Genomic DNA, 13,723 nt, shown 5'->3' on the forward strand with positions numbered 1-13,723 from the left:
TGATGCGTGACGAAAAAATCTATCTCGATGGCTATCTCGATATTCCGGCAGAACGCCAACAAGCGGTGATGGAAGCTTTGCCGCTGCATATATCCCTGACGCTTGCCGAACCCGGCTGCCTGAAATTCGAGGTGCTAGAGAGCACAGAGATTGCCAGACGCCTGCTCGTATCCGAGATCTTCGTCGATCAGGCCGCATTTGAAGCGCATCAGGCCCGCAACCGCGCATCCGCGTGGTTCAGCGTCACGACCGGCATAGAACGGCATTTCCAGATCCGCACAAGGCTCGGATGCCTGACAAACGTGGCAGGCGCCAGGGCCGCCGGCTGACGGGCTACGGGTTTGCTGTGTGATTGACCGCTTCACGCCGTCATGTTGAACAGCCTCATGATTATGCTATAGTCAGGAGCGAGGTCAGGAGCGGTAACTCCTGACCCCGCTTCACTTAGCTAAAGAATTGAACCCGGACGCGCACTGACCAGCCTGTCCGGGTTTTTCGTAGCTCAAGTGTGATTATGACAGGTACCCCCATCGTCATCACTCCTGTTCGAGAGCAGAGCCTCTGCCTCGGCCGGTGCGGCTCATCCTCACCAGTCAACGCCGGCTGGTACGGCGTCTGCTGCTTGGCTCTCGATTTTTGGAATATAGCATCAGGGAAAACAGATACGAAGAGTTGCATTGCGCGCCCGCCGTATCTCAAGCTGCTTAGAGCGGGTTTCGACCTGATTGAATCGTTCTGCGGCAAGGGATTTTTGTGAGGATCAAGGCCTTCGGCGAAGGCCATACCAGAGGTGTACGGTCGAGACGAAGGCCGCCGATCATCGCGAAAATTCGTGCCGCCCGAAGGGTTGGCCGAAACCGGCGCTCTCCATCGTCGAAGGGCTTACCATGTATGCTATGGCTACACCGTGCGCCCTTCTCCTTGGATAGCATCCGGTTTGGGCCAACAGAACTGATCCAATCAGGTCGAAACCCGCTCTAACCGCACAAACAAGGACGCCCGGTCTTGGGGATCAAGACCGGGCGTCATTTGCCCTTCTCCGGGACTGGAGTACTAACCGGAGAAGGAAAGCTTCATCGACGGCGGCGGTGGATCGAAAGTCTCCGTCTGATGACTGCCAAGACGAAGAGCCCAGACTGAGGCGAAATTTCGTCGCTGCCCGTCGTTGGGATGCGAAATTCAGCCGAGCTTGCCCATGCCAGCGCGCACCACGGAGCGCAGCACGTCGATCGGCTTCATCACGCCGTCTTCCTCATAATGCCAGAAGGTCCAGCCATTGCAGGTATCAAAGCCCTGCACCTTGGCGCCGACGCGGTGAATGGAGCCCGCCTCGCCTCCGGCCACCAGCGTGCCATCTGCCCGCACGATGGCGCTGACGCGGCGCTTGGCATCGCTCAGCACCTGGCCCGGTTTCACCATGCCGCTTTCCACCAGCGTGTTGAAGGCCACGCGCACTTCCGCCTTCTTGCCGGTCAATACGGTGAGTTCGACCTTGCCGAGCGGCTCGACAGCGGCAATGCGCTCAGACGCCGCATCGATATAATCCTGCTCGCGTTCGATGCCGACGAAATTGCGGCCAAGACGCTTGGCAACTGCGCCGGTAGTGCCCGAGCCGAAGAAGGGATCGAGAATGATATCGCCCGGCTTGGTGGAGGCCATAATGATGCGGGCAAGCAGCGCTTCGGGCTTTTGCGTCGGATGTACCTTCTTGCCATCGTCGCCCTTCAGCCGCTCGCCGCCGCTGCAGATGGGAAACAGCCAATCGGAGCGCATCTGCACATCGTCATTGGAGGCCTTCAGGGCATCGTAATTGAACGTGTAGGATTTGGCCTTCGCATCGCGGCTTGCCCAGATCAGCGTTTCATGGGCGTTCTGGAACCGGCGCCCCTTGAAATTCGGCATGGGATTGGTCTTGCGCCATACCACGTCGTTCAACAGCCAGAAGCGCAGGTCCTGCAGCATGGAGCCGACGCGGAAGATGTTGTGATAGGAACCGATGACCCAGATCGTGCCATTCGGCTTCAGCACGCGCCGGCAGGCCAGAAGCCAGGCGCGGGTAAAGGCGTCATAGGCCTGAAAACTCTCGAACTGGTCCCAGTCATCATCCACCGCATCGACGAGCGACTGGTCGGGACGGTGCAGCATGCCGCCGAGTTGCAGGTTATAGGGCGGATCGGCGAAGATGACATCGACCGATTGATCGGGAAGCGCTTCCAGCGCCGCCACGCAATCACCCTTGATGATGGAGTTGATCCAGGATCCGGGACGGACATCGGACTTCAGGTCTACAAGCGGGAGAACGGCTGCCATCTGATACTCGCTGAACGCTGACTCGGGATTTGTTTACTGACTGTTATGGTTACCGAATTTGGTTACCAAACCCTGAAGCCTTGCGTGAAAAGGCGAGAAATAATCAGGATGGAAGGAAAAGCCGGAACGGATTATGTTAACCGGCATGAAAAAACAGGACGCGATCAGATTGCTGAGCGAACGGGCCGAGGCCATACGGGCACTGGGCGCAACCTCGCTTTACCTGTTCGGCTCCGTGGCGCGAGACGAGGCGCGCGAGACCAGCGATCTGGACCTGTTCATTGACTATGATGCTGCCAAAAAGTTCTCACTGCTGGATCTGGTGGGGATCAAGCTTTTTCTCGAGGAGGAACTGCTCCTGGATGTGGATGTCACCACACGCGATAGCCTGCATCCGAAGCTGAGGGATCGCATCATCGCGTCCGCCGAGCGCGTCTTCTGATGCCGCGGGACGCTACGGTCGTACTCGACGAAATGTTGGAAACGATCGACCGCATCGAGACATCCTTGCGCAATCGAACGTCGGATCACCTTGTGTCTGACTGGCTGCTGCGCATGGCGATTGAACGAGCAATAGAGGTCATTTCAGAGGCATCGAGACACATTCCCGACAGCCTGTTGGCAACCGAGCCGCAGATCCCCTGGAAACGGGTTCGCGCAATGGGCAACATTCTTCGCCACGAATATCATCGAATTGCTGTCGAGGTGATTTGGCAAATCGCTGTGAACGACCTCCCGCCTCTGAAAGAAGCCCTGCTCAGCATCAAGACACGGCTTTAACGACCATCTATTGAGACTATCCCGCCGCCGCGTCGCGCTCGAACATGCCGTAATCGCGCAGAACATGGCCAATGCGCAGGCGGCAATCGGCAAAGATCCGCGCGCGTCCATCCCGCTCGGCCTCACGCTGGGCCTCCAGCTGCCGCCAGGCCTTCACCGCCTGTTCGTCGCGCCAGAAGGAGAGCGACAGGATCTTGCCGCGCAGCGTCAGGCTTTCAAAGCGCTCGATGGAAATGAAGCCGTCGATCTGCTCCAGCTCGGTGCGAAGCGCACCGGCCAGATCGAGATAGCGGTGGCGCTCGCCCATATAGGGCACAACCTCGAAGATGACGGCGATCATGGGTATCTCTCCTATTGCTGAGGCTCACAATGCCCCATTGCACGACGAACATGCTTCGGTTACGATCGAAGTATGAAAGAAGGACCCGACATAGCCCGTATCGGCACCCTGATCGGCGACCCGGCGCGCGCCAACATGCTGACCGTCCTGATGGATGGAAAGGCATTGACGGCGACGGAATTGGCGCAGGCGGCCGGCGTGTCGCTGCCAACGGCCAGCGCCCATCTGTCGAAGCTGGAGGATGGCGGCTTGCTGACCCTGCGCAAGCAGGGCCGACACCGCTATTTCGCGCTTGCCGGCGAGACGGCAGCGCTTCTCGAAACCATCATGGGCTTTGCCGCCAGCCGGGGGCACCTGCGCCATCGGCCCGGCCCGCGCGATCCGGCCCTTCGTCAGGCGCGCATATGTTACGACCACCTGGCCGGTGATTTCGGCGTGCGCATGCTCGACAGCCTGTTTGCGCACGGCGCAATCCTTGCCGATGGCGACATGCTGTCGCTGACGCCGCATGGCAGTCAATATATCTGCGACATGGGCATTGACGTGGACGGACTTTCCTCCCCGCGCCGGCCTCTGTGCAAGGCCTGCCTTGACTGGAGCGAGCGGCGCTTTCACCTGGCCGGCACGCTGGGCAAGGCGCTTCTGGCCTCATTCATCGCCCGTGGCTGGGCACGCCGCGAGGAAAACAGCCGGGCCATCCGCTTCACCCGCGAGGGAACCAATCGCTTTCTGGCCCTGTTCCCCGTCGAGTAAGCTGCCGCTCACCCTGCAATCGTCGCGCAGGATCGGCTTGATGAAGATAGACTGCGAAAGTGTCCCACGGCGGAGTGATGGACAGCTGCCAGAGAATGCGGCCTACCTCGCCCCGGTGGTAGCCTCCATGCAAGGCGACATGGGTCAGCATTTCCTCGCGGGTCATGTAGCCCTTGTCTCCATCAGTGAAGGTGAAGGCCACGACCTCGGACAGAATAGCGACAGAGGCCTGTGCGATATAGTCGAGATACCATTGGTCAGAGGAAATGACGGCGGCCCTCAGTTCATCCAATTCGGGAATTTCTTCGAAGTTGTCGGACATGAAGCCATGTGGCACGCCCTGCAGATGTCCGGCGAATATCCGGGAGACCACATAATAATGGCTGATCAGCCGAAGAGTGGTTTGTAGCTCTGTTCGGTGTCTTTCAAGGTCAATGCTTTCCAGTTTATTGAACAAATCGACATTGGCCCAAGCATGATAGCCGTAAAGCGTTTGGAGCAAGGTGCTCATTGCCACCGATCCTTTAGAGGTTTAGAAATGTGAGCAAGTCCTTCATATTTCTACGGAGTTAGTTTTTTGTCTACTCGCATTGCAAAACAGCGATCCGTGATGCGCAAGGAGCCGCGACAGGCGAGATCTCGCGCAACTGTCGAAACCATCGTCCAGGCCGGGGCTCGCATTCTGAGCGATGAAGGGTGGGCGGGTTTCACGACGAACCGGATCGCAGAACTGGCTGGCGTCAGTATCGGCTCCCTCTACCAGTATTTCCCCGATAAGCTTTCTCTGGTCGATGCGATCCGCCATCGTCATCTGGATGACAGCATGGCAGTGATGCGCAGTATCCGAGCAGACGCGTTGTCGTCGGCAGAGTTTGCGGCGCAGCTGGTGCCGGCCGTAGTCGCCGCCCATAGCGTCTATCCGGGCCTGCACCGCGTGCTGTTGGACGAAGCTCCCAGCTCCGAAGAGTATCGAAACCCGCACAGCGAATTTGAGATTGAATATCTCTCTTACTACACCCAGGCCGTCGCAACTTACCGAAAGCGCTCACCCACTGAAGCTGACCGTATCGCGGGACGCGTGATTTCGGATGCGATAGACGGGGTGATTCACAATGCAGCGCGCCGGGGTTACATCGATGACCCAGTGATGCAAAATGAACTTGTTCATCTGGTAAGACTATATCTTAGCGATGATCGCGCGACGAAGAACACTGCTTAGCAGGCGGCTGAAAAGGCCTTTCGAACCCGCCCAGAGAGAAAACTCGCTTGTTTTCTGGCCGATATCCACCGAAACAGCGGGCGATTCTGGCCGGTTTTGGACAGATTTCCTCGTTTTCCGAGAGCAAGCGCGCGAGCCGACCGCACTTTTTCAGCAGCCTGTTAGAATGTCATTTCGCTCCCAGCCCAAACCGCCCCCCTTTCTGGCCCTGTTCCCCGTCAAGGCTCACGACGCAGCCTGATTGTTATCGCGGCCCGCCTCGTGTAGGTCAGGCGCCATTGACGGACAAACGGAAAGATCATTCTCCCATGAGCGGTTTCGACCTCATCATCTTCGACTGTGACGGCGTTCTGGTCGATTCGGAAATCATTGCAGCCCAGGTCGAATCCAGGCTTCTGACGGAAGCCGGCTACCCGATCAGCGTGGAAGAAATGGGCGAGCGCTTTGCCGGCATGACCTGGAAGAACATTCTGCTGACGGTGGAAAAGGAGATCGACATCCCGCTCTCCGCCTCGCTGCTCGACAAATCCGAAAAGATGCTGGATGCGCGGCTGGCGCGTGACGTCAAAGTGATCGAGGGCGTCAAATTTGCGCTGTCGCGCCTGACGACGCAGAGCTGCATCTGCTCCAATTCCTCAAGCCAGCGGCTGGACATGATGCTGACGAAAGTGGGCCTGAAGCCCTATTTCGAGCCGAACATCTTTTCCGCCAAGGATCTGGGCGCCGATCGCGTCAAGCCGAAGCCGGACATTTTCCTGCATGCGCTGAAGATGTTCAACGTGCCGGCAGAGCGCGCCGTGGTGATCGAGGATTCAGTGCATGGTGTGCATGGCGCCGTGGCGGCCGGCTGCCGCGTCATCGGCTTTACCGGTGCCTCGCACACCTATCCAAGCCATGCGGACCGGCTGACGGATGCCGGCTGCGAAACGGTGATTGCCCGCATGAGCGATCTGCCGGCGACCATCACGGCGCTTGCCGAATGGGTCGGCGCCGCCTGACAGCGGCACCGGTTTTTTGATTGTTCAGGGGTCGAAGCGCTGACGATCAGCGCTTCGGACGCGAGGTCTTTTTTGCCGCCACATCCTGGAAGCCGAGCCGGACGCGCGTGAAGCGCGAGCCGCCGCTGGCTGCTGAATTGGGGATGGTCACATCCGCCTTGTTGAAGACGAACTGGGCCGAGCCTTCCGGCGGAACGGAGACGGGGAAAGCGACCGACTGCGAATAGATGACATTATCGCCATCCACCACTTCCACCACGACTGGCAGGGTGGTGGGGCCGGATTTACCGGCGGGACCGAGCACGATACGGCCCTGCGCCACGACATTGATGGTCATGGTCTGCTCATTGGCCGTGCAGGCGCGCGTGGCTTCGGCCAGGGACGCCCGGTAGATCAGCTTTTGCGGATCATCCTTGGCATTGCCGGCATAGCTGCTGCGTATAGCGGTTTCGTCGCGCAGCACGACAGGCGGGCAATAGGCCTGAACCACCGGCGCAACGGCCGGCTGCGCCGCCGTCTGGCCAATATTCAGCCCGCCGGTTGGCGCAGAAGAATTGCAGCCCGTCAGAATTGCGAGAAGCGACAGCGAGAGAAACTTGAGCGATGGCTTGCCAGACACGTACCTGCGACCCTTTTCTTCTGAACGGTCCCGGAATAGTCGGTGAAGCGACATTCCGGGCTTTCACGGCAAATTTTGATGGTCTATATCAGCGGCGCACGGAAAAATCGATTGGCATTGCAGCCGAATTTTGTCCGAGGTGTTGTTTGCAGAGACAGGCCGGTTTTCATACACCCGCCCCCTGCCCGCCTTGATGGCAATGCGCCGGATCTGCCATCTGTCGAAATGCTTGCGCCACCGTCCGTTCCGGACCACCGACCACACGCTCTTGGGATACTGTCTTGGACTATATTTCGACCCGCGGCGATGCGCCCGCACTCGGTTTTCGTGATGCTCTTCTGGCAGGCCTTGCCCGCGATGGCGGCCTCTACCTGCCCAGCGAATGGCCTAGCTTTTCCAAAAAAGACATCCGCGCCATGCGTGGCCAGAGCTATCAGCAGATCGCCTTCACGGTTCTGTCGCGCTTCGTCGATGGCGAAATTCCAGCCGAAGACCTGAAAAACATGATCAACGAGGCCTATGCCACATTCAAGCATCCGGCGATTGCGCCGCTGGTGCAGGTGGGACCGAATGAATTCGTGCTGGAGCTTTTCCACGGCACGACGCTCGCCTTCAAGGACGTGGCGATGCAGCTTCTCGCCCGCCTGATGGATTATGTGCTGGCTGAGCGCGGCGAACATGCCACGATCGTCGGCGCGACATCGGGTGATACGGGCGGTGCCGCCATCGACGCCTTTGGCGGGCGTCAGCGCACCGACGTGTTCATTTTCTTCCCGCATGGCAAGGTTTCCGCCGTGCAGCAGCGTCAGATGACGACATCCGGCCACGCAAACGTGCATGCCGTGGCCGTTCACGGCAATTTCGACGATTGCCAGGACCTGGTAAAGGCCATGTTCAACGATGTGCCGTTTCGTGAAGGGGTCAAGCTGTCGGGCGTCAACTCGATCAACTGGGCGCGCATCATGGCGCAGGTGGTCTATTATTTCACCTCGGCCGTGGCGCTGGGTTCTCCGGATCGCAAGGTGTCCTTCACGGTGCCGACCGGCAATTTCGGCGATATCTTTGCCGGCTATGTGGCCAAGCGCATGGGGCTTCCCATCGACCGGCTGGTGATTGCCACCAATGACAATGACATACTGGCGCGCACGCTGAAGACCGGCCGCTATGAGATGAAACCGGTGATGGCCACGTCCTCGCCGTCGATGGATATCCAGATCTCATCGAATTTCGAACGCCTTCTGTTTGAAGCCTATGGCCGGGATGCGGGCGCCGTGCGCTCTGCCATGTCGGGGCTTCGCCAGTCGGGCGCCTTTGAAATCCAGCCGGAGGCGCTCAAAGCCATCCGCCGCGAATTCAAGGCGGGACGTGCCACGCAAAAGCAGGTGGCGCAGACAATTCGCGACACATTGGCCGAGACCGGCTACCTGCTTGATCCGCACACCGCCACCGGCATTTTTGTCGCCGCGAAGAACTCCAAGCCGACCAGCCCAATGGTAACGCTGGCCACGGCGCATCCGGCCAAGTTCCCGGCTTCGGTAGAATCCGCTTGCGGAATTTCCCCTGCGCTTCCATCATGGCTTGCTGATCTGATGACGCGGGAGGAGCGCTACGACCTGTTGGAACCTGAGCTTAAGGCGGTTGAAACTTTCATCCGCCAGCATGCTCGGGCGAATGCGTAAGGCCGGAGTGCCGGAAAGACTGACGATGAATGTTGAAATCACCCGGCTGAAGTCCGGGTTGACTGTCGTGACCCAGAACATGCCGCACCTGGAAAGCGTTGCGCTTGGGGTCTGGATCAAATCGGGATCGCGCAATGAAACGGCCGATGAGCACGGCATTGCGCATCTTCTCGAACATATGGCCTTCAAGGGCACCGCACGCCGCAGCGCCCGCGATATTGCCGAGCAGATCGAGAATGTCGGGGGCGAGCTGAATGCCGCGACCTCCACCGAGACGACGTCCTATTATGCGCGCGTGCTGAAGGACCATGTGCCGCTCGCCATCGATATCCTCGCCGATATCCTCACCGAATCGGCCTTCGACGAGGAAGAGCTGGAACGCGAAAAACATGTGATCCTGCAGGAAATCGGCGCGGCCAATGATACGCCCGACGACCTCGTCTTTGATCGTTTCTCGGAAGTGGCCTTTCGCGACCAGACCATCGGCCGACCTATTCTCGGAACGCCGGAAACGGTGCAATCCTTCAGCCCGAACCAGATCCGCGCCTATCTGTCGCGCAATTACACAACCGACCGCATGTTCATAGTCGCGGCCGGTGCCGTCGATCATGATGCGCTGGTCAAACAGGTCGAGGACCGTTTTTCACTTCTGCCGGAAAAGCCGGCCTCCGAGCCGATCTTCGTGCCGGCCCGCTATATTGGCGGCGAAGTGCGCGAGACCCGCGACCTCATGGATACGCAGTTGCTTCTCGGTTTCGAGGGCAAGGCCTATCACATGCGCGATTTCTACTGCTCGCAGATTCTGGCCAATATTCTGGGCGGCGGCATGTCCTCGCGCCTCTTCCAGGAAGTGCGCGAGCATCGCGGCCTGTGCTATTCGGTCTATGCCTTCCACTGGGGCTTTTCCGATACAGGCATTTTCGGCATTCACGCGGCAACCGGCGGTGAAGACCTGCCGGAACTGGTGCCGGTGATCCTCGACGAGCTGCGCAAATCCTCCGACCTAATCCATCAACAGGAAATCGACCGCGCCCGTGCCCAGATCCGCGCCCAGCTGCTGATGGGCCAGGAAAGCCCGGCGGCCCGCGCCGGCCAGATCGCCCGCCAGATGATTCTCTACGGCCGGATGATCCCCAATACCGAAATGATGGAACGGCTGGCCGGCATTACGCCGCAGCGCCTGACCGATCTTGCCGGACGGCTGTTTTTCGATACAGTCCCGACATTATCGGCCATCGGCCCGGTGGAAAAGCTGGCGCCGCTTTCGGATATCACGGCGGCCCTGTCGTCGCCGGTCTTCAAGACGCAACAGGCAGCCGGCTGAGCCTGCGGTTTTTCGCTCCGTTCAACCAGAATGCGTCGGACGGGGCGAAACAAACAAAGGATGACGAGATCGGTGTTTCGCTTTTTGTCGCGCCAGCAGGACACACCGGAACTATACGGCGATCACCATCTGCTGCGCCTTCCCCGCTATACGGATTATCGCGGCTGGTATGCCCTGCGCTCGGAAAGCCGTGCCTTCCTGCAGCCCTGGGAGCCAAGCTGGCGCCATGACGAGCTGACCGAATCTGCCTTTCGCGCCCGCGTGACCCGCAATACACAGGAATTCTCCTCAGGCATTGCCGTGCCGCTGTTTCTCTTCCGGCGCGAGGATCACGCGCTTTTGGGCGGGATCACCATCGGCCTCATCCGCCGGGGTGCGGCGCAAAGCTGCATGATCGGCTACTGGATGGGCGAGCGTCATGCCGGCGATGGTCATATGTTTGCCGCACTCCGCCTTGTAGTACCCTATATCTTCACCGGGCTTCAGTTGCACCGTATCGAGGCAGCCTGTATTCCGGAGAACTGGAAGAGTATCCGGCTTTTGGAAAAGACCGGTTTCGAGCGGGAAGGTCTGTTGCGGAAATATTTGAAAATCAACGGCGAATGGCGGGATCATATCCTCTATTCCCGGCTGGCTGGTGACGAGGTGGATGACAGGATGCAGGCCTTAAAATGAGAGAGGCCCGCACCATATTCCCGTGCCCGCTGCGCCGTGTGGCCATCGCGCTTGTCCTCCTGCTGCTGGCGCCGCTTTCATCGGCCTTTGCCTTCGAGCCGGTGAAGATCTCGCGCGACAATGCTGCGCTCGACCTGACGGCCACCACCGACATCTATGTCAACCAGGGCGAGGCCTTCCAGGTGTCAACCGCGGCGGGATCCGACGGCATTCGCCGGCGCATCGAGGTGCGCGCCAGTTCGCCCGGCCACCAGGGTGACTGGGCAGTGTTTGCGCTCGCCAATGTGTCCGAAGAACAGCTGGACCGGTTGATCGTGGCGCCGCATTTCCGCCTCGTCGATTCCAAGCTTGTCTGGCCGGATCTCGGTTCGCGCCGCATTGATGCCATTACTCCGTCGGAAGGCTTTGCGCTTGATCGCGTTTCCAGTCCGGATGCCGACGTGTTTCGCATCACGCTGAACCCCGGCGCGGTCGTCACCTTCGTTGCCGAACTGGCAACGCCGGAACTGCCGCAACTCTATCTGTGGGAAGCCGACGCCTATAAGGATACGGTCAACTCGTTCACGCTCTATCGCGGCATTGTGCTGGGCATTGCCGGCCTGCTGGCCGTGTTCCTCACCATTCTCTTTGTGGTCAAGGGCACATCCATGCTGCCGGCGGCGGCCGCCCTTGCCTGGGCAGTGCTTGCCTATATCTGCGTCGATTTCGGCTTTCTCGAAAAGCTGATCAGCATCACCTCCAGCGATGAGCGCGTCTGGCGCGCCTGCGCGGAAGTCGCGCTTGCCTCCTCGCTCGTCATTTTCCTGTTTACCTATCTCAACCTCAATCGCTGGCACGTGCATCTGGGCTATGCCACCTTTGCCTGGGTGATCGGTCTTGGCCTGCTGTTTGGCGTGGCGATCTACGATCCCTCGATTGCCGCCGGCATTGCCCGCTTCTCGCTGGTGCTGACCGCCTCTGCCGGCATTCCGCTGATCATCTATCTCGGCCTCAACCGCTATGACCGGGCCATTCTTCTGGTGCCCACCTGGGCGCTGATCCTTGTCTGGCTGTTCGGCGGCTGGCTGACGGTGACCGGGCGCCTGGACAATGACATCATCCAGCCGGCGCTGGGCGGCGGCCTGGTGCTGATCGTTCTCCTCATCGGCTTTACCGTGATGCAGCACGCCTTTGCCGGCGGCGCCTACCAGCAGGGCCTGTTTTCCGATCTGGAGCGCCAGTCTCTGGCGCTGATGGGCAGTGGCGATACCGTTTGGGACTGGGACGTGGCGCGCGACCGGCTGGTGACGACGCCCGACATTTCCTTCAAGCTCGGCCTTTCGCCGGGCCTCATGCATGGTCCGGTGCGCAACTGGCTGCCGCGCCTGCATCCCGATGACCGCGACCGCTTCAAGGCGACGCTCGACGTGCTTCTGGAACACCGCAAGGGCCGGCTGAACCACGAGTTTCGCGTACGCGCCGAAGACGGGCATTTCCACTGGCTACAAATCCGCGCCCGGCCGGTACTGGGCTCCAACGGCGAAATCATCCGCTGCGTCGGCACCATTATCGACGTTACGGAACCGAAGAATTCCGTCGAACGGCTGCTGGCCGATGCGCTGCACGACAACCTGACGGGCCTTCCCAACCGCCAACTTTTCCTCGACAGGCTGCAATCCATGCTGGCGATTGCCGGCACCAGCGAGACCGTGCGCCCGACAGTGATGGCGATCGATATCGACCGCTACAAGCAGGTGAATGACAGCCTTGGCATCGTTGCCGGCGACAATATCCTGATCGCGCTGACGCGGCGCCTGCGCCGCCTCTTGAAGCCGCAGGATACGCTGGCGCGCATTTCCGGCGATCAGTTCGGCATCATTCTCGTCTCCGAGCGTGATCCCACCAAGGTGGCGGATTTTGCCGATGCGGTGAGCCAGGCGATCCGCGTGCCGATCAATTTTGCCAATCGTGAAGTGATCCTGACCGCCTCTGTCGGCCTGTCCTCCTGGGTGGACCAGCAGGAAAACGCCGCCAGCATGCTGGGCGATGCGGAGCTTGCAATGTACCGCGCCAAGCGCGGCGGCGGCAACCGGGTGGAACCCTTCCGCCCGGCCTTCCGCACCAATGGCACGCCGGACCGTCTACAGATCGAGACGGATCTTCGCCGTGCCATCGAACGGCGCGAACTGTCGCTTGCCTATCAGCCGATCATCCGGCTGGAGGATGGCGAGATTGCCGGTTTCGAGGCGCTGATGCGCTGGGAACACCCCAAGCGCGGCACGATACCGCCGAGCGAATTCATCCCGATTGCCGAAATGTCGGATCTCATCGAGCCACTCGGCATGTTTGCGCTGGAATGCGCCACGAGCGATCTGGCGGCCTGGGAAAAGCAGACGGGCGAGCTGCCGATCTTCATCTCCGTCAACCTGTCGAGCGCGCAACTGCTGAACGGCGATCTTTTCAACGAAATCCGCGCGCTTCTGGCACGCAGCCATTGCGATCCGCACCGGCTGAAGCTGGAACTGACGGAATCCATGATGATGGAGAACCCGGAACAGGCGCGCCTGGTGCTGGCCAAGCTGAAGGAAACCGGCATCAGCCTGGCGCTCGACGATTTCGGCACCGGCTATTCCTCACTCGGTTACCTGACCCAGTTCCCCTTCGATACGATCAAGCTCGACAAATCGCTAGTGCTCGACAATTCGGAAAAGGGCATCATCCTTCTGCGCTCCATGGTGGGCATGGCGCGCGCCATGGACATGGCCGTGGTGGCCGAAGGCATTGGCAGCGACGAGGATGCCGCCGAGCTTGCCCGCATGGGCTGCCAGTTTGGCCAGAGCTTCCTGTTCGGCGCACCCATGGCACCCGAACCGGTGCAGCGCCTTTTGAAGGAACGCTTTCCGCTGACGAAACGGGCGTGACGTTCAGGCTGCGGTAAGCGGTTCTGCGGCTCGGTTTTCCCCCTCTGGCCTGCCGGCCATCTCCCCCACAAGGGGGGAGAAGAACTGCGGACATCGCCCAATTCCATCACGTGACGGTTCCATCGC

14 protein-coding genes are annotated in these 13,723 nt (G+C 59.9%); 10 read left to right on the forward strand and 4 right to left on the reverse strand.

The window, feature by feature from the left end:
• Positions 1–2 precede the first annotated feature (2 nt).
• Complete coding sequence (locus E8M77_RS19310; RefSeq protein WP_137132260.1) at positions 3–329, forward strand: antibiotic biosynthesis monooxygenase; 327 nt, start codon at positions 3–5, stop codon at positions 327–329.
• A gap of 850 nt (positions 330–1,179) precedes the next feature.
• On the opposite strand, the gene E8M77_RS19315 is transcribed toward E8M77_RS19310, so the two are convergent.
• Complete coding sequence (locus E8M77_RS19315; RefSeq protein ID WP_137132261.1) at positions 1,180–2,310, reverse strand: site-specific DNA-methyltransferase; 1,131 nt, start codon at positions 2,308–2,310, stop codon at positions 1,180–1,182.
• 145 nt (positions 2,311–2,455) lie between these two features.
• On the opposite strand from E8M77_RS19315, the gene E8M77_RS19320 reads away from it, so the two are divergent.
• Both E8M77_RS19320 and E8M77_RS19325 read left to right on the forward strand, forming a co-directional pair.
• Positions 2,456–2,752, forward strand: coding sequence for a nucleotidyltransferase domain-containing protein (locus E8M77_RS19320; RefSeq protein ID WP_137132262.1), 297 nt, complete (start codon positions 2,456–2,458; stop codon positions 2,750–2,752).
• Between the two features lie 32 nt (positions 2,753–2,784).
• Complete coding sequence (locus E8M77_RS19325) at positions 2,785–3,090, forward strand: HepT-like ribonuclease domain-containing protein (RefSeq protein WP_246659329.1); 306 nt, start codon at positions 2,785–2,787, stop codon at positions 3,088–3,090.
• Positions 3,091–3,106: 16 nt separating this feature from the next.
• Here E8M77_RS19325 and E8M77_RS19330 read toward each other — a convergent pair whose 3' ends face one another.
• Positions 3,107–3,430, reverse strand: a complete 324-nt coding sequence (locus E8M77_RS19330; protein WP_137132264.1) for an antibiotic biosynthesis monooxygenase — start codon at positions 3,428–3,430, stop codon at positions 3,107–3,109.
• A 72-nt stretch (positions 3,431–3,502) separates the two neighbouring features.
• Between E8M77_RS19330 and E8M77_RS19335 the strand changes: the two genes are divergently transcribed.
• A complete protein-coding gene (locus E8M77_RS19335; protein ID WP_137132265.1) occupies positions 3,503–4,183 on the forward strand; it encodes a winged helix-turn-helix domain-containing protein in 681 nt (226 codons plus the stop codon).
• On the opposite strand, the gene E8M77_RS19340 is transcribed toward E8M77_RS19335, so the two are convergent.
• Positions 4,134–4,694 (reverse strand): DinB family protein, encoded by a 561-nt coding sequence (locus tag E8M77_RS19340; protein WP_137132266.1) that lies wholly within the window; start codon positions 4,692–4,694, stop codon positions 4,134–4,136. The genes E8M77_RS19335 and E8M77_RS19340 overlap by 50 nt on opposite strands.
• Before the next feature lie 66 nt (positions 4,695–4,760).
• Between E8M77_RS19340 and E8M77_RS19345 the strand changes: the two genes are divergently transcribed.
• Positions 4,761–5,402, forward strand: coding sequence for a TetR/AcrR family transcriptional regulator (locus tag E8M77_RS19345; RefSeq protein WP_348639911.1), 642 nt, complete (start codon positions 4,761–4,763; stop codon positions 5,400–5,402).
• 308 nt (positions 5,403–5,710) lie between these two features.
• Positions 5,711–6,400, forward strand: a complete 690-nt coding sequence (locus E8M77_RS19350) for an HAD family phosphatase (RefSeq protein ID WP_137132267.1) — start codon at positions 5,711–5,713, stop codon at positions 6,398–6,400.
• Positions 6,401–6,446: 46 nt separating this feature from the next.
• On the opposite strand, the gene E8M77_RS19355 is transcribed toward E8M77_RS19350, so the two are convergent.
• Entirely contained in the window at positions 6,447–7,019 is a 573-nt protein-coding gene (locus E8M77_RS19355; RefSeq protein ID WP_137132268.1) for a PilZ domain-containing protein, read from the reverse strand.
• Between the two features lie 281 nt (positions 7,020–7,300).
• Between E8M77_RS19355 and thrC the strand changes: the two genes are divergently transcribed.
• Genes thrC through E8M77_RS19375 form a run of 4 tightly spaced genes read left to right on the forward strand, consistent with a single transcriptional unit; the run spans position 7,301 to position 13,597 of the window.
• Complete coding sequence (thrC, locus tag E8M77_RS19360; protein WP_137132269.1) at positions 7,301–8,698, forward strand: threonine synthase; 1,398 nt, start codon at positions 7,301–7,303, stop codon at positions 8,696–8,698.
• Between the two features lie 25 nt (positions 8,699–8,723).
• The gene (locus E8M77_RS19365; protein WP_137132574.1) at positions 8,724–10,022 is read left to right on the forward strand and encodes a pitrilysin family protein; all 1,299 of its coding nucleotides are present in this window, start codon (positions 8,724–8,726) and stop codon (positions 10,020–10,022) included.
• Positions 10,023–10,082: 60 nt separating this feature from the next.
• Positions 10,083–10,697, forward strand: coding sequence for a GNAT family protein (locus E8M77_RS19370; protein WP_137132270.1), 615 nt, complete (start codon positions 10,083–10,085; stop codon positions 10,695–10,697).
• Positions 10,694–13,597 (forward strand): EAL domain-containing protein, encoded by a 2,904-nt coding sequence (locus E8M77_RS19375; protein WP_137132271.1) that lies wholly within the window; start codon positions 10,694–10,696, stop codon positions 13,595–13,597. The genes E8M77_RS19370 and E8M77_RS19375 overlap by 4 nt, the downstream gene beginning before the upstream one ends.
• The last annotated feature ends 126 nt before the right edge of the window (positions 13,598–13,723 follow it).

It is taken from the genome of Rhizobium sp. FY34 (assembly GCF_005222845.1).
GTDB lineage: Bacteria > Pseudomonadota > Alphaproteobacteria > Rhizobiales > Rhizobiaceae > Neorhizobium.